Annotated in this window: 19 protein-coding genes; 9 read left to right on the forward strand and 10 right to left on the reverse strand. The window is 69.7% G+C overall.

Annotation, left to right across the window (positions count from 1 at the left end; all coding sequences use genetic code 11):
- Positions 1-370: 370 nt before the first annotated feature.
- A complete protein-coding gene (locus AB0472_RS41345; protein ID WP_366364523.1) occupies positions 371-1225 on the forward strand; it encodes a hypothetical protein in 855 nt (284 codons plus the stop codon).
- A 104-nt stretch (positions 1226-1329) separates the two neighbouring features.
- Positions 1330-1497, forward strand: a complete 168-nt coding sequence (locus AB0472_RS41350) for a hypothetical protein (protein WP_366364524.1) — start codon at positions 1330-1332, stop codon at positions 1495-1497.
- 36 nt (positions 1498-1533) lie between these two features.
- Here AB0472_RS41350 and AB0472_RS41355 read toward each other — a convergent pair whose 3' ends face one another.
- Positions 1534-1872, reverse strand: coding sequence for a metal-sensitive transcriptional regulator (locus tag AB0472_RS41355; protein WP_366364525.1), 339 nt, complete (start codon positions 1870-1872; stop codon positions 1534-1536).
- 197 nt (positions 1873-2069) lie between these two features.
- Between AB0472_RS41355 and AB0472_RS41360 the strand changes: the two genes are divergently transcribed.
- Together AB0472_RS41360 and AB0472_RS41365 are read left to right on the forward strand one after the other, a co-directional pair.
- Positions 2070-2690 carry a DUF47 family protein gene (locus tag AB0472_RS41360; protein WP_366364526.1) on the forward strand — a complete coding sequence of 207 codons (621 nt, stop codon included), beginning with the start codon at positions 2070-2072 and terminating at the stop codon, positions 2688-2690.
- Positions 2691-2697: 7 nt separating this feature from the next.
- Positions 2698-3696, forward strand: coding sequence for an inorganic phosphate transporter (locus AB0472_RS41365; RefSeq protein ID WP_366364527.1), 999 nt, complete (start codon positions 2698-2700; stop codon positions 3694-3696).
- A 445-nt stretch (positions 3697-4141) separates the two neighbouring features.
- Here AB0472_RS41365 and pstB read toward each other — a convergent pair whose 3' ends face one another.
- The 4 genes from pstB to pstS form a co-directional block, all read right to left on the reverse strand.
- Entirely contained in the window at positions 4142-4918 is a 777-nt protein-coding gene (gene pstB / locus AB0472_RS41370) for a phosphate ABC transporter ATP-binding protein PstB (protein WP_366364528.1), read from the reverse strand.
- Positions 4919-4959: 41 nt separating this feature from the next.
- Positions 4960-6018, reverse strand: a complete 1059-nt coding sequence (gene pstA / locus AB0472_RS41375) for a phosphate ABC transporter permease PstA (RefSeq protein ID WP_366364529.1) — start codon at positions 6016-6018, stop codon at positions 4960-4962.
- The gene (gene pstC / locus AB0472_RS41380) at positions 6015-7025 is read right to left on the reverse strand and encodes a phosphate ABC transporter permease subunit PstC (RefSeq protein ID WP_366364530.1); all 1011 of its coding nucleotides are present in this window, start codon (positions 7023-7025) and stop codon (positions 6015-6017) included. Before pstC ends, pstA begins: the two co-directional genes overlap by 4 nt.
- A gap of 144 nt (positions 7026-7169) precedes the next feature.
- The gene (gene pstS / locus AB0472_RS41385) at positions 7170-8303 is read right to left on the reverse strand and encodes a phosphate ABC transporter substrate-binding protein PstS (protein ID WP_366364531.1); all 1134 of its coding nucleotides are present in this window, start codon (positions 8301-8303) and stop codon (positions 7170-7172) included.
- 365 nt (positions 8304-8668) lie between these two features.
- On the opposite strand from pstS, the gene AB0472_RS41390 reads away from it, so the two are divergent.
- Entirely contained in the window at positions 8669-10231 is a 1563-nt protein-coding gene (locus AB0472_RS41390) for an FAD-binding oxidoreductase (protein ID WP_366364532.1), read from the forward strand.
- Positions 10232-10576: 345 nt separating this feature from the next.
- On the opposite strand, the gene AB0472_RS41395 is transcribed toward AB0472_RS41390, so the two are convergent.
- The 5 genes from AB0472_RS41395 to AB0472_RS41415 all read right to left on the reverse strand — a co-directional run bounded on the left by AB0472_RS41395 (position 10577) and on the right by AB0472_RS41415 (position 15242).
- Complete coding sequence (locus AB0472_RS41395) at positions 10577-11269, reverse strand: phosphatase PAP2 family protein (RefSeq protein ID WP_366364533.1); 693 nt, start codon at positions 11267-11269, stop codon at positions 10577-10579.
- 193 nt (positions 11270-11462) lie between these two features.
- Positions 11463-12482 carry a bifunctional lytic transglycosylase/C40 family peptidase gene (locus AB0472_RS41400; RefSeq protein WP_366364547.1) on the reverse strand — a complete coding sequence of 340 codons (1020 nt, stop codon included), beginning with the start codon at positions 12480-12482 and terminating at the stop codon, positions 11463-11465.
- Positions 12483-12568: 86 nt separating this feature from the next.
- On the reverse strand, positions 12569-13342 hold the full coding sequence (locus AB0472_RS41405) for a trypsin-like peptidase domain-containing protein (RefSeq protein WP_366364534.1): 774 nt from the start codon (positions 13340-13342) through the stop codon (positions 12569-12571).
- Positions 13343-13442: 100 nt separating this feature from the next.
- Positions 13443-14210, reverse strand: coding sequence for an SDR family oxidoreductase (locus AB0472_RS41410; RefSeq protein ID WP_366364535.1), 768 nt, complete (start codon positions 14208-14210; stop codon positions 13443-13445).
- 123 nt (positions 14211-14333) lie between these two features.
- Complete coding sequence (locus AB0472_RS41415; RefSeq protein WP_366364536.1) at positions 14334-15242, reverse strand: oxidoreductase; 909 nt, start codon at positions 15240-15242, stop codon at positions 14334-14336.
- A gap of 126 nt (positions 15243-15368) precedes the next feature.
- Between AB0472_RS41415 and AB0472_RS41420 the strand changes: the two genes are divergently transcribed.
- The 4 genes from AB0472_RS41420 to AB0472_RS41435 all read left to right on the forward strand — a co-directional run bounded on the left by AB0472_RS41420 (position 15369) and on the right by AB0472_RS41435 (position 20036).
- Positions 15369-15971, forward strand: coding sequence for a TetR/AcrR family transcriptional regulator (locus tag AB0472_RS41420; RefSeq protein WP_366364537.1), 603 nt, complete (start codon positions 15369-15371; stop codon positions 15969-15971).
- A gap of 296 nt (positions 15972-16267) precedes the next feature.
- The gene (locus AB0472_RS41425) at positions 16268-17629 is read left to right on the forward strand and encodes a S53 family peptidase (RefSeq protein WP_366364538.1); all 1362 of its coding nucleotides are present in this window, start codon (positions 16268-16270) and stop codon (positions 17627-17629) included.
- 426 nt (positions 17630-18055) lie between these two features.
- Positions 18056-19363, forward strand: a complete 1308-nt coding sequence (locus tag AB0472_RS41430) for a S53 family peptidase (RefSeq protein ID WP_366364539.1) — start codon at positions 18056-18058, stop codon at positions 19361-19363.
- Between the two features lie 364 nt (positions 19364-19727).
- Positions 19728-20036 (forward strand): hypothetical protein, encoded by a 309-nt coding sequence (locus AB0472_RS41435; RefSeq protein ID WP_089101683.1) that lies wholly within the window; start codon positions 19728-19730, stop codon positions 20034-20036.
- The last annotated feature ends 47 nt before the right edge of the window (positions 20037-20083 follow it).

A 20083-nucleotide genomic window follows, 5' to 3' on the forward strand; every position in this document is an offset into this window, starting at 1 on the left:
GGGGGCGGCCGCCGTCCGTCGGCCGCCGCGCCGTCGTGGCTGGTCGCGCAGTTCCTCGCGCCCCTGGCGGGCACGCCTCACGCCTGGGCCCTGTGTCCCTCGCCGTCCGTCCGGGCGAGGCTTCTCGCCCGTCGTGCCGGTCCCCGCCATCCGCATGTGCAGCGGGCGAAGCAGAACCGCCCCTGTTCGACCATGCTCGTGTGGTGTTCCTCTCCCTGCAAGGTCCGCCCGGAACCCTCCTCCTGCGCCACGCGGACAACGTTACCCACGCTCGGTAAAGCACTGGTATGCGTGACGGCCCCACCGACCCCTCGTTAAGCGGAACGACGCGGGACCCGTGACGGACGTACCGGCTGGGGGTAGGCAGGCAATGGATCGGCGGCAGCACTGGCGCGCTGGGAAGACGGCCGTCACCGTAGGGCTCGTGGTCGGCCTCGGCGCCTGCGCCACCGGCTGCGGCGGCGCCACGGCCGAGGGCGTCGGCGGCGCCCCCGGCGACAGCCCGGTTCCCCTCCTGAAGCGCGCGGCGGACACCCTGCGGGCCACCCGCACGTCCCGGGCCACGACCTCGATGGAGATGGCCACCGGCGGCACCCGGGTCACCATCCGCGGCAAGGGCGTCTACGACTACGGCCGGCAGCTCGGCCGGCTCACGGTCGTCCTCCCGCAGGACCCCGCCGGCGCCTCCGAGCACCGTCCGATCACCGAACTCCTCGCCCCGGGCGCGCTGTTCATGAAGAACCGGGGTGCCGGGGTGCCCGCCGACAAATGGGTCCGCGTGGACACCGCGAGCCTCTCCGACGGCAACCTGGTCACCGGCGGCGCGACCGACCCGTTCGCGGCGGCCGAGCTGCTGCGCGGCACCCGCACCGCGACGTACGTGGGAGAGACCCAGCTCGCCGGGACCACGGTCCGGCACTACCGGGGCACCGCCGACCTCGCGGCCGCCGCCCGCTCGGCGTCGGCCGGGAACCGGGCCGCCCTGGCCGCCGCGGCGAAAGGGTTCGCCACCCCCGAGGTCCCGTTCGACGTGTACCTCGACGACCAGGGCCGGATCCGGAAACTGCGGCAGCGGTTCAGCTTCGTCAACGACAGCGGCAAGGGCACCGTGGCGGTCGCCTCGACGACCCTGCTGTACGGTTTCGGCACCCCTGTCGACGTGAAGCTGCCACGCTCCGGGGACATCTACGCGGGCCGGATCGCCGAAAACCAGCCGACGCACTAGTCAGGGAACGGCTCCGTACAACCTGTGAACTAGCCCGTCCGTGCCATGCGCGTTGTGTAGACCGCTGCCTACTCTAGAGAGTCGGTGACGGCAGAGAAGAGGTGATGCACGTGGCTCCGGTCGGCGGTACGGCAGTTCAGGACCACGTGGCCCTCGCCGAGATCGAGCTGTGCGGGGAGCTGATCATCGCGGCGTCGGCCGCCGAGGACCGGCTCAGCCTGGAGAGTATCGACGAGGTGCTGCGCGTGGCCGAGGAGCGCGAGGCCGACTGATTCAGGCCAGCAGCCGCTCGGGCCCGTCGGCTCCGCTCAGGTCCGCAGCAGGCGGGCGATGGCCTGGGTGGCCTCCTCGACCTTCGCGTCGATCTCCGACCCGCCCTTGACGGCCGCGTCGGCGACGCAGTGCCGCAGGTGCTCCTCCAGGAGTTGCAGGGCGAACGCCTGCAGCGCCTTGGTGGAGGCGGAGACCTGGGTGAGTATGTCGATGCAGTAGGTGTCCTCGTCGACCATGCGTTGCAGGCCCCGGATCTGGCCCTCGATCCGGCGCAGCCGTTTGAGGTGCTCGTCCTTCTGCTTGTGGTAACCGTGCGTGGTGGAAGGTGCTCCGCTTCCGGAGGGCGTCGTGGCGCCGGCCTCGGTGGTCGTCATCGCGTCCTCCGCATCGTCGATTCATATACCCCTGGCGGGTATATGGTAACGAACTTTGCTGGGTATAGGGCCCTCGGGACGCCCCCTTCATGATCACCGAGCCCGATGGGCGAAACTGGAGGGCGGCCCATTAGCCGTGGCCGGATGATGCGCTTAGCATCAGCCTGACCGAAACCCATGCATAACGAGGACCCCAAGTGCGCTTTCGTCTGACCCCCAGGGAGACGAGCTTCTACGACATGTTCGCCGCGTCCGCGGACAACATCGTCACGGGCTCGAAACTCCTGATGGAACTGCTCGGGGCGGACCCGTCCGCCCGGGCCGAGATCGCAGAGCGTATGCGGGCAGCGGAACACGCGGGTGACGACGCCACGCACGCGATCTTCCATCAACTGAACTCCTCGTTCATCACGCCCTTCGACCGCGAGGACATCTACAACCTCGCGTCGTCCCTCGACGACATCATGGACTTCATGGAGGAGGCCGTCGACCTGGTCGTCCTCTACAACGTCGAGGAACTGCCGAAGGGTGTCGAGCAGCAGATCGAGGTGCTGGCCCGGGCCGCCGACCTGACGGCCGAGGCCATGCCCCACCTGCGCACGCTGGACAACCTCACCGAGTACTGGATCGAGGTGAACCGCCTGGAGAACCAGGCGGACCAGATCCACCGCAAGCTTCTCGCCCACCTCTTCAACGGCAAGTACGAGGCGATCGAGGTGCTGAAGCTCAAGCAGATCGTGGACGTCCTGGAAGAGGCGGCGGACGCGTTCGAGCACGTGGCGAACACGGTGGAGACCATCGCCGTCAAGGAGTCCTGAGCCGTCGATGGACACCCTCGCGCTCGTCGTGACCATCCTGGTCGCGCTCTTCTTCACGTACACGAACGGTTTCCACGACTCGGCGAACGCCATCGCGACCTCGGTCTCCACCAGGGCGCTGACGCCCCGCGCGGCCCTCGCCATGGCGGCCGTCATGAACCTCGCGGGCGCCTTCCTGGGCTCCGGGGTCGCCAAGACGGTCAGCGAAGGCCTGATCGAGACCCCCAAGGGCGCCACCGGCATGGGCATCCTCTTCGCGGCTCTGATCGGCGCGATCACCTGGAACCTCGTGACGTGGTACTTCGGCCTGCCCTCGTCCTCCTCCCACGCGCTGTTCGGCGGCCTGGTGGGGGCGGCGCTGGCCGGCGGTACGACCGTCCTGTGGAACGGCGTCGTGGACAAGGTCATCATCCCGATGTTCCTGTCCCCCGTCGTCGGCCTGATCCTCGGCTACCTGGTCATGACGGCCATCATGTGGCTGTTCCGCCGCTCCAACCCGCACAAGGCGAAGCGGGGCTTCCGGATCGCCCAGACCGTGTCCGCGGCCGGCATGGCCCTCGGCCACGGCCTCCAGGACGCCCAGAAGACGATGGGCGTCGTCGTCATGGCACTGGTGATTTCCGGCCACGAGACGTACGGCGACCCGATCCCGGCCTGGGTCAAGATCGTCTGTGCCGTGATGCTCTCCCTCGGCACCTACGCGGGCGGCTGGCGCATCATGCGCACCCTCGGCCGCAAGATCATCGAACTCGATCCGCCGCAGGGCTTCGCCGCCGAGGCCACCGGTGCGTCGATCATGTTCACCACCGCGTTCCTCTTCAAGGCCCCCATCTCCACGACCCACGTCATCACCTCGGCCATCATGGGCGTCGGCGCGACCAAGCGCGTGAACGCGGTCCGCTGGGGCGTCGCCAAGAACATCGTCCTGGGCTGGTTCATCACCATGCCGGCAGCGGCCCTGGTAGCAGCAGCGTCCTACGGCATCGTGCACCTGACCCTCCTGTAATCCCCCCTGCCCGCCCACCTCGGTCCGCCGAAAAGCAAGGGGGAGGCGCGAGAGAGCGGGCGCCCCGAAAGGGGCACGAGAAAACGCACCCGCACAACGCCCCGAAAGGGGCGCGAGGAACTGCGCGACCAGCCACAACGCCCCCGCGGCCGCCGTACGACAGCACCACCCACCCCCGAACAGCGACGGCACAACGGGCACAGCCCTCCAAGACACGACCCCCACAACGCCCCGAAAGGGGCGCGAGGAACTGCGCGACCAGCCACGACGCGGCCCGCGGCCGCCGTACGACAGCGCCAGCCATCACCGCTCTCGGCTCTCTCGAGTCAGCCGAGGCGGGTGGGCGCGGAAAACGCAGGTGGGCCCGCCCCCGGGAGCCAGGGGCGGGCCCTTTGCATCCTCGCGGTGGCACCGCCATGCAGCACCGCGAGGGGTCAGTTCCGGCTCAGCCGAACCGCCCGGAGATGTAGTCCTCCGTGGCCTGGACCGACGGGTTGGAGAAGATCCGCTCCGTGTCGTCGATCTCGATCAGCTTGCCCGGCTGGCCGACAGCGGCCAGGTTGAAGAACGCCGTACGGTCCGAGACCCGCGCCGCCTGCTGCATGTTGTGCGTCACGATGACGATCGTGAAGCGCTCCTTCAGCTCCCCGATCAGGTCCTCGATGGCGAGGGTGGAGATCGGGTCGAGGGCGGAGCAGGGCTCGTCCATGAGCAGCACCTTCGGCTCGACCGCGATCGCGCGGGCGATGCACAGACGCTGCTGCTGACCACCGGAGAGCCCGGAGCCCGGCTTGTTCAGGCGGTCCTTCACCTCGTTCCAGAGGTTCGCGCCCTTGAGCGACTTCTCGACGACGTCGCCGAGCTCGCTCTTCTTGAAGTTGCCGTTCAGCCGCAGCCCCGCGGCCACGTTGTCGAAGATCGACATCGTGGGGAAGGGGTTGGGGCGCTGGAACACCATGCCGACCTCACGGCGCACCGCCACCGGGTCGATGCTGGCGCCGTAGAGGTTCTCGTCGTCGAGGAGGACCTTGCCCTCGACGCGCCCGCCGGGGGTGACCTCGTGCATCCGGTTCAGCGTGCGCAGGAACGTCGACTTGCCGCAGCCGGAGGGGCCGATGAACGCCGTGACCGTGCGCGGCTCGATGTTCATCGAGATGTCTTCGATGGCCTTGTGGGAGCCGTAGTAGGCGGTGAGCCCGCTTACGTCGATTCGCTTGGACATTACTTCTTCACTTCCAGACAGTCGGTCGCTGTGAGGCCGCGTCAGCGACCGGTCTTGGGAGCCTTCCAGCGGGCGATGCCGCGGGCCACCAGGTTCAGGATCATCACGAAGGCGATCAGCGTGAGCGAGGCCGCCCAGGCACGGTCGTAGGCCGCGTTGGCACCGGCGCTGTTCGCGTACTGCTGGTAGATGAACAGCGGCAGCGACGACTGCGCACCCTCGAAGGGGTTGTTGTTGATGAACGGGTTGCCGAACACCAGCAGCAGCACCGGCGCCGTCTCACCCGCGATACGGGCGATGGCCAGCATGACACCGGTCGTGATACCGCCGATGGAGGTCGGCAGGACCACCTTCAGGATGGTGCGCCACTTGGGCACGCCGAGCGCCAGAGACGCCTCGCGCAGCTCGTTCGGGACGAGCTTGAGCATCTCCTCGGTGGAGCGCACGACCACCGGCATCATCAGGATGGCCAGGGCCAGCGATCCGGCGAAGCCGAAGGGCTGCATGTCGAAGATCAGCATGAGGCTGAGGATGAACAGACCCGCGACGATCGACGGGATACCGGTCATCACGTCCACGAAGAAGGTCACGGCCTTCGCGAGCCGGCCGCGCCCGTACTCCACGAGGTAGACCGCCGTGAGGATGCCGATCGGGGCGCCGATCAGGGTGGCGAGGCCGACCTGCTCCAGCGAGCCGATGATGGCCGCGTAGGCGCCACCGCCCGGCTGGGAGTCGGCGACGACCCCCATGGAGTGGGAGAGGAAGTAGGGGTCCAGGACCTTCACACCGCGGGAGACGGTCACCCAGATCAGGGAGACCAGCGGGACCACGGCGACGACGAAGGCGACCCAGACCAGGGAGGTCGCGACCCGGTCCTTGGCCTGTCGCCGGCCCTCGACGCGGGCGGCGATGACATAGGTGCCGAGGACGTACAGGAGGCCGGCGATCAGACCCCACTGGACCTTGCTGTCCAGGCCTCCGACGAGGCCGATGAGCACGCCGAGGACGATGGACCCGCCGACGATGGCGTAGGGGGACCACTTGGGGAGGCTGGCACCGCGCAGGGTGCTCGCGCGCCTGTCGACTGCTGCGGTGCTCATGCGTTGGCCCCCGAGTACTCTGCGCGGCGCTGGATGATGATGCGGGCCGCGCCGTTGACCAGCAGGGTGATGACGAAGAGGACCAGACCGGAGGCGATGAGCGCGTCACGGCCGTCCGAGGTCGCCTCACCGAACTTGCTGGCGATGTTCTGGGCGAAGGTGCCGCCGCCCGGGTTGAGCAGGCTGGCGTGGATGTCGAAGTCCGGGGAGATCACGGTGGCGACGGCCATCGTCTCGCCGAGCGCGCGGCCGAGGCCGAGCATCGAGGCGGAGATCACGCCGGAGCGCCCGAAGGGCAGCACCGACATGCGGATGACCTCCCAGCGGGTGGCGCCGAGGGCCAGGGCGGCCTCTTCGTGCATCTGCGGGACCTGACGGAAGACCTCGCGGCTCACGTTGGTGATGATCGGCAGGATCATGATCGCGAGCAGGATCGAGACGGTCAGGATCGAGCGCGGGGCGCCACCGTCCCAGGAGAAGATCCCGGTCCAGCCGAAGTAGTCGTTCAGCCAGCCGAACAGACCGGTCATGTGCGGTACGAGGATCAGCGCGCCCCACAGGCCGTACACGATGGACGGCACGGCGGCGAGCAGGTCGATCACGAACGCGACGGGGCCGGCCAGGCGGCGCGGCGCGTAGTGCGTGATGAACAGCGCGATCGCGACCGCGACCGGGACCGCGATGGCCATGGCGATGATCGAGGAGACGATCGTGCCGAAGGCGAGGACCGCGATGCCGAAGCTCGGCGGGATGAGGTTGGTGTTCCACTCGAAGGTGGTGAGGAAGTTGCTGTGGTCGCGGTTGATCGCGAGGGCGGCCCGGTAGGCGAGGAAGACCGCGATCGCGGCCATGATCACCAGGAGCAGGACGCCGGAACCGCGGGAGAGACCGAGGAAGACTCGGTCACCGACCCGGGTGGCGCCGCGTGCGTTGCGCTTCTGCTGGGCCGCGGAGTGCTGTGGGGGCGTCGGGGGAGATGCGTCTGCTGTCTGCGTCGATATGTCCATCGGGTTCTCCGGTCTGCGGAGTCGCCCTGTGGGGCGGCTCGGAGGAGCCGCGCGCCCCACACGTAGGGGCGAACAGCTCCGGGCGGCGGTGCACCGGACGGTGCGGCCGGGTTCCTTCCGGAACTCGGCCGCACTCTCGGATCTTTAGCTCAGGCCCTCGATGGTGGTGCGGACCTTGGCGATGATGTCGTCGGGGACGGGGGCGTAGTCGATCGTGGAGAGGACCTTCTGGCCGTCCTCGGAGGCGATGTAGCGCAGGAACGCCTTGGTCGCCGGGAGGGTGTCGGCCTTGTTGCCCTTGTCGCAGACGATCTCGTAGGTGACCAGGGTCATCGGGTACGCGCCCTCGGCCTTGGTCTTGTAGTCGAGCTGCAGCGCCAGGTCCTGGCCGGTGCCGACGACCTTGGCGGCCGCGATGTCGGCGGTGGCGGACTCGGTGGACGGGGCGACCGGCTTGCTGGCACCCGTGTCGATCGAGACGGCCTTGACGCCGTCCGAGACGTAGGAGAGCTCGAAGTAGCCGATGGCGCCGGCGGTCTGCTTGACCTGCTGGGCCACGCCCGCGGACTGCGGAGCGGACTGGCCGCCCTTGGCCTGCCAGGCCTTGCCGCCGGAGTACTTCCAGTTGGACGGGGTGGCGGCGATCAGGTACTTGGTGAAGTTGTCCGTCGTACCCGACTCGTCCGAGCGGTGGAACGCCTGGATCTTCAGGTCGGGCAGCGTGGCGGAGGGGTTCAGCTTCTTGATCGCCGCGTCGTTCCACTTGGTGATCTTGCTGTCGAAGATCTTGGCGATCGTCGGCGCGTCCAGAACCAGGTTGTCGACACCCGGGACGTTGTAGCCGAGGGCGATCGGGCCGCCGACCATCGGGAGGTCGATGCCCTGGCCGCCGGAGCAGACCTTCTTGGAGGCGGTGACCTCGTCGGGCTTCAGGGCGGAGTCGGAACCGGCGAAGGCGACCTGGCCCTGCGTGAAGGCGGTCACACCGGCGCCGGAGCCGGAGCCCTTGTAGTTGATCTGCACACCGCAGGCCTGCGAGAAGTTCTTGACCCAGGCGTCGATGGCGTTCTTCTGCGCGGAGGAGCCGTCGGCGAGCAGCTGGCCCTTGGCGTCGTCACACTTGATGGAGCTGGCGTTGGCAGAGGCCGAAGACGTGCTCGAACCGCTGCTGCTGCCACCGTTGTCGTCCGAGCCGCACGCCGTCAGGGCCAGGGCGCCGGAGACAGCGACAGCACCGAGAGACAGGGCGCGCAGCCGGTTCTTGCGCTGAAGCTTCACTTTCGGGGGTTCCTTCCAGAGGCGCCACCTTCGGCGGCGTGCGAAGTAGGTGGTGTGTGAGGGCCTCCTGACTGGGCATTTACGACCGCTCACCGCACCCGGTACGGCCGAAATTAGGCAGAACAGGTGAAGCGTCCGATGGCCATAGGTGAACGGAGGGTGAACCCCTGCCGTCAACCCGGTTAGGTCACGGAACGCTTACGGTGAGGGCACGCGCCGGTTCCAACGGGCGGGTTACGCGAACATTTCTTCGCCGTTCGCCATCGCAGTCGTTACGACGTCACAGTGTTCGTTGCTCCGCCACGGGAACCCGTGTGCGACGGACGCCGTCTCGTCCCACGACAGCCGAAGCGAAAGGCACGGGCATGGAACGGCGTACCTTCATATCGGGCGGGGCGGCCGCCCTCGCGGCGACCGCACTGACGGGGTGCAGCTCCGGCAGCGCCACCGCGACCCACACGACCGGAGCGCCACTCGCGACCACATCCTCTCGTACGGCACTGAAGACCACCAGCGCAGCGGCCGCGGCCAACTGGACGGCCCTCGCCCACGCCCTGGACGGCACCCTGGTCCGCCCCGGCGACGCCTCCTGGACCACCGCCCACCAGCTCTACAACACCCGCTTCGACGGCCTGAAGCCGACGGCGGTCGCCTACGTGGCCCACGCCGACGACATCCGCACCACCCTGTCGTACGCCAAGGCGCACGCCCTGAAGGTCTCGATCCGCAACGGCGGCCACTCCTACGCGGGCTACTCCTCCGGCGACGGCCGTCTCGTCCTCGACGTCTCCAAGCTGAACCGCATCCGCGTCAGCGGCGGTACGGCGGTCGTCGGCGCCGGTTCCAAGCTGATCGACGTGTACCGGGCCCTCGCGGCCAAGGGCGTGACCATACCGGCGGGCTCCTGCCCCACGGTCGGCGTCTCCGGCCTGGTGCTCGGCGGCGGCCACGGGGTCGCGTCCCGCGCGTACGGCCTGACCTGCGACAGCCTCACCCGGGCGACGCTGATCACGGCGGACGGCACGCAGGTCGTGGCCGACGCGACGACGAACAAGGACCTCTTCTGGGCGCTGCGCGGCGCCGGCAACGGCAACTTCGGCGTCGTCACGGAACTGCAGTTCCGGACCCACCCGACCCCGCAGGGGGTGACGGCGTACCTGACCTGGCCGTGGGCGAAGGCGGCGCAGGTGTTCAAGGCCTGGCAGGAGTGGGGCCCCTCCCAGCCGGACGAGATCTGGTCCTCCCTCCACCTGGAGAACTCGGGCAGCGGCCCCCGCGTCTCGGTCGCCTGCTTCTCGATGGGCACGTACGGCGAACTCCAGAACGCGGTGGACGCCCTCGCCCACAAGGCCGGCGCCAACGCCTCCTCCGTGTCCCTGCGCCGCCACGGCTACGAGGAGGCGATGGAGATCTACGCCGGCTGCTCCTCCTTCGCCACCGAGCCCCAGTGCCACCTGCCCGGCTCGACCCCCGGCCGCTCCCCCCAGGGCAAGCTCGGCCGCGAGACGTACACGGCCCGTTCCGACTTCTTCGACCGCTCGCTGTCCGCGGCCGGTATCCAGACGGCCCTGCGGCAGATCTCCGCCGTGCGGGGCGGCGCGGGCAGCATCGCGTTCACCGCGCTGGGCGGAGCGGTGAACAGGGTCGCGCCGACGGCGACGGCGTTCGTGCACCGCCGGTCGCGGATGCTGGCTCAGTACATCGTGTCGTGGGGCGCCGGGTCCTCAGGCAGCACGGGGCAGTCCTGGCTGAACGCGGCGCACACCGCCATGAAGCCGTACGCCTCCGGCGCGGCCTACCAGAACTACACGGACCCGACGCTCTCGGACTGGAAGAAGGCGTACTACGGCGACGCCGTGACGAAGCTGGGCAAGGTGAAGAAGCAGTACGACCCGGCGAGGTTCTTCTCCTCGCCGCAGGGGTTGTAGGGGCGCCGTCCTCGTCCGCGGGTGCGTGGGGGCTGATCGCGCAGTTCCTCCCCCAGCCTCCGGCCGGGGGGACCCCCAGCGCCCCTCACGGGGCGCTCCAGCCGCGCCGACCGCACGGCTGCCGCCACTCAGTCACGAGCACAGCATCGCAGCCACCCCGCGCGGGCAGCACTGTCGCTACTCGGCTGCGGGCAGCGTTGCGGCTACGGGTACACCCGACACTCCGCAGCTGCGGGCAGGCCTGCCGCGAGGCGGCACGGGTGGGCGCCGGGGGTCCCCCGGCCGAAGGCTGGGGGAGGCACCCTGCCGGCGCCGGTAAGCGACACCTCCCGGCCCCAGCCCCGCCTACGCCGCCAGGTCACGCTCCTCGGCCTCCACCGACGCCCGGGTCCCCGGCACCAGCCCCACCCGCGCCGACCGGCCCCGCACGATCCACCCCACCCGCGGCGACCCCTCCACCGCCTTCATCACCGGCGTCAGCAAAACCGTCGCCAGCGGAGACAGCAGAAGGACGACCGCCGTACCCAGCGCGAACCCCCCGACCACGTCCGTCGGGTAGTGGACCCCCATGTACACCCGGCAGAAGCCCTCCGCCAGTGCCAGTCCTATCCCCGCCACCCCGAACCGCCGGTTGGCGACGAACAGGCCGACGCCCAGCGCCATGGTGATCGTCGCGTGGTCGCTCACGAAGGAGTAGTCGGTCTTGCCGGAGACGAGGACGTCGATGCCCTGGTGGGTGAGGAACGGCCGGGGCCGCTCGACGAAGCCGCGGATGGGAACGTTCACGAGCACGGCGATCGCGGCGGCGAGCGGTGCCCACACCAGCGCGGCCATGGTGGACGGCACGTCCTCGTCCCTCCGGCGCCGCACGGACCACCAGCACCACACCACCAGCAGCACCATCGCGACCAGCAGCCCGTACTCCCCGACGAACTCCATGGCCCGGTCGAACCAGTGCGGCGCGTCCTTGGCCAGGCCGTTGATGTCGTAGAGCAGGTCGACGTCAGGGTTCGACCCGGATTCGGCGATTACAGCCATCGCGCTGCGGCCCCTTCGTCGTCGTTCCGGGACGCACCTGATGTGCGTCGCTCGCTGCCACCCCCGTGGTCGGCTACGTCAACAGGAACGCACGGCCCACACCACTACGTTCCAGGTTCCACCGAATGATCACGCAGACGTTATCGAAGAGAAACACAAACCCCCAGCTCAGGGGGTGGGTTATACGCTCCGTTCACACCGTGGTGGGGAGTGCTTTCGCGCCATCCTCGGTGACCCGGGTGGCCCCGAAGTAGTCGGCCGAGTCGATGGGGTCGAAACGGATCACGGCCCCGGTGTACGGCGCGTCGATCATGTATCCGCCGCCGACGTAGATCCCCACGTGGTGGATGGCGCGGGAGTTCGAGAGGTCGGTGGAGAAGAAGACGAGGTCGCCGGGGAGCAGCTCGTTCCGGGAGGGATGCGGTCCCGCGTTGTACTGGTCGTTGGCGACCCGGGGCAGCGTGATCCCGACACTGGCGTACGCCGCCTTGGTCAGCCCGGAGCAGTCGAAGCGGCCGTTGTCCGCCGCGGTGCCGTTGCCGCCCCAGAGGTAGGGGGTGCCGAGCTTGTTCTGGGCGTAGTTGATGGCCCCGGCGGCCTGCTTGGTCGGGGAGAGCCGGCTGACCGGCGCGGCGAAGCTCTCCTCCAGGGTGGTGATGGTCCTGACGTAGTTCTGGGTCTCCTTGTACGGCGGCACACCCTTGTACTTGATGACCGCGTACGCCCCCGCGTTGTAGGCGGCGAGCATGTTCTCGGAGATGTTGCCGGGCACGTCCTTGACGTACGAGGCGAGTTCGCAGTCGTAGGAGGCGGCCGACGGAATCGCGTCGTTCGGGTCCCAGACGTCGCGGACCCCGTCCCCGTTCCCGTCGATGCCGTGGGTGGCCCAGGTCCCCGGGATGAACTGAGCTATCCCCTGCGCGGCCGCCGCGCTCTGCGCCCTCGGGTTGAACCCGCTCTCCTGGTAGAGCTGTGCGGCGAGCAGGGCGGGGTTGATGGCGGAGCAGAGGTTGCCCCACTTCTGCACGAGGGTGGAGTACGCGGCCGGCACGGCTCCCTTGGCCAGGGTCTTGCCGGCGCCGCCGACCCCGTTGAGGAGGTTCCCGGCGACGACGTACACGCCGACGACGAGCAGCATGACGAAGCTCACGCCGAGCGCCGTCGCCGCGCCACCGATCACCCATACTTTCCGCACGCCCCAACCCTCCCCCATGTCAGGGCTGTTCAACGCCATTTCGGCCGAGAGTGGCGCTATTTCACAGGAAGACGGCGCACATGACGCGCCCTCAGCCGGCCGGCTCAGTCACCCGTGGCGTCCTTGTACAGCTCACCAGCCTCCCGGCCGAGCACCACGCTGTAGGAGACGTCGGGGGTCGACCCGCCCTGCTCGTGGCCGCCGAGGACCCCGACCACCTCGTGGTCCCCGTTCACCCAGGGGCTCCCACTGGTGCCGCCGGTGAACTCGGGGCAGTCGATGCGCTGTTGGGTCGCGCTGTGCGGGACGGGCCTGTTGGTGCAGCTGACCGGCACCTCGCGGGAGTCGGGGTACCCGGTGACGGTGACGGCGGTGGCGCCGGTGGCCACCCCGGCGGCGAACCGGTTGCTCCCGGTCACGTCCTCGACCCGCTTCCCGTCCCGCTCCGCCACGACGGCGAAGGCGACGTCACTGTCCTCGCTCTGCCCGTGGGCCCACCCGTCGGGCAGGTACCGCGTCCCGAGCTTCCACACCCCGTAGGGCGCCTGCCCGTCCCGGTACCCGGGCACGAAGACCAGCTCGGTGGCGTCCCCCACCCCGTCGATGCAGTGCGCGGCGGTGACGATCAGGTCGCGCTGCGGGCTGTGCACGACGGAGGCGGTGCAGAAGTGGTTTCCGGACAGGCTCCCGGTCTTGTCCGCGCCGAACAGCGCCCCGACCCGCGCGCTCGCCGGCGAGGCCCCGACCACCGCGGTCACCCCGAACGGACCCGCCGCCTCGTCGGCGGCCGCGACGGAGGCCGAGGTGGCGGCCAGCACGACGACGGCGCAGAGCGCGACGCGTCGCGAGGTGGCGGAGATGCGTGAGGTGCGCTTCATCGCGCCCACTGTCTCCCAGAAAGGTGAGAAACGGTTCCCGACTTCGCTGAGATTTTCCTGGGAACCGCCCTTGCGGCCGGTTCCGGTCCGCCGGGCGGCCTCAGAACGTCGTCGTCATCCCGCCGTCGACCGCGATCGTCTGCCCCGTGATGAACGACGCCGCGTCGCTCGCCAGGAAGACGACGATGCCCGCGATCTCGGCCGGGCGGCCCCAGCGGCCCAGTGCGGTGCGGGTGCGGAGCCATCTGTTCCAGTCCGGGTCCTCGGACAGCTCCGCGTTGACGTCGGTGGCGAAGGTGCCGGGGGCCACCGAGTTGACCGTGGTGCCGCTGGGGCCCAGGTCGGCGGCGAGGGCCCGGGTCAGGCCGTCGAGGCCCGCCTTCGCCGTGGCGTAGGCGACGTCGCCGATGCGGCCGAGCTGGCCGACGACGGACGAGACGTTGATGATGCGGCCCGGGGTGCCCCGCTCGGCCAGGCCCCGGGCCACCGTCTGGCTCAGCGCGTACGCCGACGTCAGGTGGACGTCGAGCAGTGCGGACAACTCCTCCGGCGCCATCTCCTCGACGCCCCTGCGGTCCCGGTGGCCCACGTTGTTGACAAGGATGTCGATCGCGCCGAGGGCGGTCACCGCCTCCTCGGCCGCCTCACGGTCGGTGACGTCGAAGGGGGCGCCCGTGACGTCCAGGCCGTGGTCCTCGCGCAGGCCCGCGGCCACCTCCGCCAGCGTCACCGCGTCCCGGCCGTTGAGGACCACCCGCGCACCGGCGCCCGCCAGCCCCCGCGCCATCTCCAGGCCCAGTCCCCGCACCGAGCCGGTCACCAGGGCCGTCCGCCCGCCCAGCGAGAAGTCCACGGCGCCGCCGCTCATCCGGCCACCTCCCGGAGAACCGTCGTACCCGTTGTATCCGTCGTGTCCGCTCACCGTATCCGGGTGCCGTGACGGGCCGGCCGGGCGTCCATGAAGTGGGCGGTCACCTGGCCGGACCGGCGTTCAGGCGGCCTGGACGCCGAGCGGCCACCGTACGCCCGTCAGCTCCTCCGACAGCGTCCACAGCCTGCGGGCGGCCGCCGGGTCGCTCGCCGCCGCGCTGCGGGCGACCAGGGCCGGCGCTCCCCGCATCTCGCCGAGGCCGTCCGGGCCGACGTAGCTCGCGCCCGGCAGGTCCTGGGTCGCCGCGTACAGCGTGGGGAGGGTGCCCGCGCGGTCGTCCTGGGCGAAGAGGCGGTTGCCGAGCAGCATGCCCAGGCGGGCCACCGGGTTGGCGGTGTGGCTCTGCAGGTTGGTGGCCGCGTAGCCGGGGTGGGCGGCGAGGGCGCGGACCCGGGAACCGGCCTCCGTGAGCCGGCGCTGGAGTTCCAGCACGAACAACAGGTTGGCCAGCTTGGACTGGGCGTAGGCGCGGGTCGGGCTGTAGGCGCCCTCCAGGTTCACGTTCTCGAAGCGGATCGCTCCGTCGCCGCCCCGGTGCAGGCCCGAGGAGACGGTGACCACGCGGTCCGTGACGTACGGCAGCAGCAGGTTCGTCAGCGCGAAGTGACCCAGATGGTTCGTGCCGAACTGCATCTCGAAGCCGTCCTTGGTGCGCAGCTCCGGGAGCATCATCACGCCCGCGTTGTTGACCAGGAGGTCCAGCGGCCGGTCCCAGCCGGCGGCGAACTCGCGCACCGAGGACAGGTCGGCCAGGTCGAGGCGGCGGACCTCGGTGCTGCCGTTCACCCGGGCCGCGGCCGCCCGCCCGCGCTCCGGGTCCCGTACCGCCAGCACCACATGTGCACCGGCCCGGGCCAGCGCGTCCGCGGCCGTGAAGCCGAGACCGCTGTTGGCACCGGTGACCACGGCCGTGCGGCCGGAGAGGGCGGGCAGGTCGGAAGCGTTCCATTTGCGATTCTTCTCAGCCATGCCCGTCAATGTAGGCGTCGACAACAATGCTGTCAACGACAACAAAGGTGACACCGACAACAAAGATGGCATCGACAACAAAGCTGACGCCGCCTACAAAGCTGGCAGCGACTACATCGGGTTACGATGGCCCCCATGCCGCCGAGCCGCCCCTACCACCACGGAGACCTGCGCGCCGCCCTGCTCACGAGCGCCGAGCGCACCCTGCGCGAGAAGGGCACCGCCGCACTGTCCCTGCGCGAGCTGGCCCGCGACACCGGGGTGAGCCACGCCGCCCCCGGCCGGCACTTCAAGGACAAGCAGGCCCTGCTGGACGCGCTCGCGCTCAGCGGGTACGAGCGGCTGAACCGGACCCTGGCCGCGGCGGACCTCCCGGACGCCGCCCTCGAACCGCGCATGACCGCCCTCGCCCGCGCCTACGTCGGCTTCGCCGTCGGCAACCCCGAGCTGCTGGCGCTGATGTACTCGCGCAAGCACGCCCCGGACGCCGGCACCGACCTGGCCACCGCCGCCGAGCTCTCGCTGGGCTCCTTCGTCGTGCTGGTGGCCGACGCCCAGCGGCGCGGCGAGATCGTCCAGGGCGACCCGGAGACCATCACCCTCACGGCCGCGGCCTGCATCCACGGCCTGGCCGCGCTGGCCACCGACGGCACCCTCGCGCCGGACGCGGTCCTGGCCGGCCTGGACCAGCACGTCCACCTCGTCCTGCACGGCCTCAAACCCCGCTGATACCGGCCGGCTCAAGGGCTTCCGGGGGGCTCGGTACGCCCCGATCAACGCGCATTGAGCCCCACCCCCGCGAGGGTTCGGGTCAACCGAACCCCAACTTCCGGCCATCCGGGCCCCAATGATCAGTAAGCCCTTCCCGCGCTTCAGTAACGCGGAAGTCAGGATTCCGAAACCCACCTTGTTGTCGCGTACTCAACAAGGGGATGGTTCGTCGCGGGCCGCCGCCCCCACCGGCAACCACACCGGTGGTCCCCCACCCGCAGGCCTCTGTCCGACCTCTCCCAGGAGGCTGTACGTTGCGTACGCCCACCCCCAACTCCCCCCACATACGCGGTAGATGGCACCAGTTCGGTTCGGCAGCCGCCGCCACCGCCGCACTCCTCGTGGCCGGCTTCGGCACCGCGGCCCACGCCGACGCGGCCACCGCGACCCACAAGGTCAGCGCCAGGGCCATCGCCGCCCAGGTCGCCAAGGCCCACGTCCGGTACGAGAAGGCCGGCTGCGGCGCCACGCCGAAGACGGGCTACGCCGCCTGCAACGCGCTGCGGGTCACCGGCGGCACCACCGCCTTCATGGAGAAGCAGGCCGCCCTCAGGGGCGTCACGCCGAAGACCGTCAAGCCGAACGCCGCCTCCGACTCCCCCACCGGATACGGCCCGAGCGACATCCAGTCCGCCTACGGCCTGACGGACGCCGCCGCCTCCGACGGCTCGGGCGAGACGGTCGCCATCGTCGACGCGTACGACGACCCGAACGCCGAGGAAGACCTCGCGACCTACCGCTCGTACTACGGCCTGTCGGACTGCACGACCGACAACGGCTGCTTCAAGAAGGTCTCCCAGACCGGCTCCGCCACCTCCCTGCCCTCCGCCGACAGCGGCTGGGCCGGCGAGGAGTCGCTCGACCTCGACATGGTCAGCGCGACCTGCCCGAACTGCAACATCCTGCTCGTCGAGGCGAAGTCGGCCTCCGACGCCAACCTGGGCACCGCGGTGAACGAGGCCGTCAAGCTGGGCGCGAAGTTCGTGTCGAACAGCTACGGCGGCTCCGAGTCGTCCTCGGACACCTCCTACGACACCTCGTACTACAAGCACGCGGGCGTCGCCATCACCGCGAGCGCCGGTGACGAGGGCTACGGCGCCGAGTACCCGGCCGCCTCCCGCTACGTGACCGCCGTCGGCGGCACCGCCCTGAAGACCTCCTCCAACAGCCGCGGCTGGACCGAGTCGGTCTGGAAGACGTCCAGCACCGAGGGCACCGGGTCCGGCTGCTCCGCCTACGACGCCAAGCCCACCTGGCAGACGGACACGAGCTGCTCCAAGCGCATGATCGCCGACGTCTCCGCGGTCGCCGACCCGGCCACCGGCGTCTCGGTCTACGACTCCTACGGCTCCGACGGCACCGGCTGGAACACCTACGGCGGCACCAGCGCCTCCTCGCCGCTGATCGCCTCGGTCTACGCCCTGGCCGGCACCCCGGGCAGCAGCGACTACCCGGCCGAGTACCCGTACGCCGCGGCCGGCACCTCCGCCCTCAACGACGTGACGAGCGGCAACAACGGCACCTGCTCCACCTCGTACTTCTGCACCGCGAAGTCGGGCTACGACGGCCCGACCGGCTGGGGCACCCCCGAGGGGACCGACGCCTTCACCGGCTGAGCCCCGCGCCGATTGACCTCCCCGTCGGGTCACGGGGAGCCGCCACCGTGAGGGGGACGTGGGGTCCCCTCGGCGGCAGGGAAAGAGAGACGGGCCACGGCATCCGGCCGTGGCCCGTCTTTCACGTGGCCGCCGGCTCCGGTTTATTGCCCCTTTACAACTCCCGTGCATCTGCTGTGAGTTACGTCAAGCCCCTGTCACCCGCGATCCAACGGGCCGTCATCGAAGGGTCACGCGAAGGCCTCGTTCGGCAATGCGGAAGTCAGGATTCCAGCAGCCTCTTGTTGTCGCGTACTCAACAAAGGATTCTCTTCGCGGGCCGCCGCCCTCGCCGCCGAACCCCCATACCGACGGCAGAAGCACCAGACCGCACCCGCACCGCCCCTGTTCCAACCCCCAAGTACCGGAACTCAGGAGGCTGCACGCATGCGTCCCACTCCCCCCGCCAGACCGTCCACCCGCGGTGTCCGGCGCCGGATCGGCACCGCCGCAGCGGCCACGGCCGCGCTGCTGTTCGCCGGCTTCGGCACCGCCGTCCAGGCAGACGCGGCACCCTCGGCCCCGGCCAAGGTGACCTACACCGCGACCCCCTGTGCCACCCCCAAGCACCAGGGTGAACTCGCCTGCAACTCCTACCGCGTCACCGGCGGGCTCACCGCCTACCAGAAGCAGCAGGCCGCGAGGACCGGCATCACCCCCAAGGCCGCCGACGCGTCCACCCCCTCCGGCTACAGCCCGACCAACCTCCGGTCGGCCTACGGCCTCACCTCCGCGGCGGCCTCCAACGGCTCGGGCGAGACCATCGCGATCGTCGACGCGTACAACGACCCGAACGCCGAGTCCGACCTCGCGACCTACCGCTCGTACTACGGCCTGTCCGCCTGCACCACGGCCAACGGCTGCTTCAAGAAGGTCAGCCAGACCGGCTCCACCACCTCGCTGCCCTCCTCCGACGCCGGCTGGTCCGAGGAGATCTCCCTCGACCTCGACATGGCCTCCGCGATCTGCCCGAACTGCAACATCCTGCTCGTCGAGGCCACCAGCGCCACCATGGCCAACCTCGGCAAGGCGGTGAACGAGGCGGTCACCCTGGGCGCGAAGTTCGTCTCCAACAGCTACGGCGGCAGCGAGTCCTCCTCGGACACCTCCTACGACACCTCGTACTTCAACCACACCGGTGTCGCCATCACCGTCTCCGCCGGTGACGAGGGCTACGGCGCCGAGTACCCGGCCGCATCCCGCTACGTGACCGCCGTCGGCGGCACCAAGCTCTCCACCTCCTCCACCACCCGCGGCTGGACCGAGACCGTCTGGAAGACGTCCAGCACCGAGGGCACCGGCTCCGGCTGCTCCGCCTACGACGCCAAGCCCAGCTGGCAGACCGACACCAGCTGCACCAAGCGCATGATCTCCGACGTCTCCGCGGTGGCCGACCCGGCGACCGGCGTCTCCGTCTACGACTCCTACGGCGTCACCGCCGGCTGGTACACCTTCGGCGGCACCAGCGTCTCCGCGCCGATCATCGCCGGCGTCTACGCCCTCGCCGGCACCCCGGCCGGCGGCACCTACCCCGCCCAGTACCCGTACGACTACGCGGGCACCTCGTCCCTCAACGACGTGACGAGCGGCAGCAACGGCTCCTGCTCCGTCTCGTACTACTGCACCGCCGCCACCGGTTACGACGGCCCGACCGGCTGGGGCACCCCCGAGGGCATCGCCGCCTTCGCCAACTAGTACCGGCACACCGCCCCTGTCACGGGCGGACGGGCACAGGCGGGCACACGGGTCGCGGCAACCAGCCGCGGCCCGTTCGTCATGAGAACATCGGGACGGTGGTATTCACCCGACTGGCCGTCAAAAAACCTGCCAGGTCGTAAAAGGGCACAACGACGGAACTACACCACAGGTTCCGCCCAGGCCTCATTGCCCGGCGTGACCTGCCGTGATACACAGAGTGACCGGACGATCCCTTCGTACGAAACCCGCCAATCAATGACGTCAAGTCGACATACTCCGGCGGCGTTGTCGGCGAGAATGATGCGTGACCTCTGCACCCGGCAGGGGCGGACAGAACTACCCACCAGGGGCGGTGACTTACATGTTCCTTGCAGCCGACAAGGGTGACATCAACACCATCATCGGCGGAATCGCTCCGGACTGGGGCCCCTTCGGCAGCCTGGGCAACGAAGCGAAGACGATGATCCAGGTGGTCATGGCCGTCGCCATCCTGCTCTGCCTCGGCATCGCCGTCTGGGGTGCCGCCAAACAGCGCATCGGCGCCACGGCCCTCCGTGACACCTTCAGCGCCGAACAGGGCAAGGGCCTCATCATCGCCGGACTGACCGGAGTCTTCATCATCGGCTCACTCGGCACCCTGTTCACCATCGTGTACGGCATGGCCGTCTAGCCGCCTGGACCTCCGTATCCCCCGCTCCGAGGTTGCGTCTCCCTGAT

The sequence above is a fragment of the Streptomyces sp. NPDC086777 genome, assembly GCF_040702065.1.
Lineage (GTDB): Bacteria > Actinomycetota > Actinomycetes > Streptomycetales > Streptomycetaceae > Streptomyces.

What these genes read in the sequence shown, in the direction of transcription:
- AB0472_RS41345 (WP_366364523.1), top strand. Translation starts at nt 371, where the DNA reads ATGGATCGGCGGCAGCACTGGCGCGCTGGGAAGACGGCCGTCACCGTA.
- AB0472_RS41350 (WP_366364524.1), top strand. Translation starts at nt 1,330, where the DNA reads ATGCACGTGGCTCCGGTCGGCGGTACGGCAGTTCAGGACCACGTGGCC.
- AB0472_RS41355 (WP_366364525.1), bottom strand. Translation starts at nt 1,872, where the DNA reads ATGACGACCACCGAGGCCGGCGCCACGACGCCCTCCGGAAGCGGAGCA.
- AB0472_RS41365 (WP_366364527.1), top strand. Translation starts at nt 2,698, where the DNA reads ATGGACACCCTCGCGCTCGTCGTGACCATCCTGGTCGCGCTCTTCTTC.
- pstB (WP_366364528.1), bottom strand. Translation starts at nt 4,918, where the DNA reads ATGTCCAAGCGAATCGACGTAAGCGGGCTCACCGCCTACTACGGCTCC.
- pstA (WP_366364529.1), bottom strand. Translation starts at nt 6,018, where the DNA reads ATGAGCACCGCAGCAGTCGACAGGCGCGCGAGCACCCTGCGCGGTGCC.
- pstC (WP_366364530.1), bottom strand. Translation starts at nt 7,025, where the DNA reads ATGGACATATCGACGCAGACAGCAGACGCATCTCCCCCGACGCCCCCA.
- AB0472_RS41390 (WP_366364532.1), top strand. Translation starts at nt 8,669, where the DNA reads ATGGAACGGCGTACCTTCATATCGGGCGGGGCGGCCGCCCTCGCGGCG.
- AB0472_RS41395 (WP_366364533.1), bottom strand. Translation starts at nt 11,269, where the DNA reads ATGGCTGTAATCGCCGAATCCGGGTCGAACCCTGACGTCGACCTGCTC.
- AB0472_RS41400 (WP_366364547.1), bottom strand. Translation starts at nt 12,482, where the DNA reads ATGGGGGAGGGTTGGGGCGTGCGGAAAGTATGGGTGATCGGTGGCGCG.
- AB0472_RS41405 (WP_366364534.1), bottom strand. Translation starts at nt 13,342, where the DNA reads ATGAAGCGCACCTCACGCATCTCCGCCACCTCGCGACGCGTCGCGCTC.
- AB0472_RS41410 (WP_366364535.1), bottom strand. Translation starts at nt 14,210, where the DNA reads ATGAGCGGCGGCGCCGTGGACTTCTCGCTGGGCGGGCGGACGGCCCTG.
- AB0472_RS41415 (WP_366364536.1), bottom strand. Translation starts at nt 15,242, where the DNA reads ATGGCTGAGAAGAATCGCAAATGGAACGCTTCCGACCTGCCCGCCCTC.
- AB0472_RS41420 (WP_366364537.1), top strand. Translation starts at nt 15,369, where the DNA reads ATGGCCCCCATGCCGCCGAGCCGCCCCTACCACCACGGAGACCTGCGC.
- AB0472_RS41430 (WP_366364539.1), top strand. Translation starts at nt 18,056, where the DNA reads ATGCGTCCCACTCCCCCCGCCAGACCGTCCACCCGCGGTGTCCGGCGC.
- AB0472_RS41435 (WP_089101683.1), top strand. Translation starts at nt 19,728, where the DNA reads ATGTTCCTTGCAGCCGACAAGGGTGACATCAACACCATCATCGGCGGA.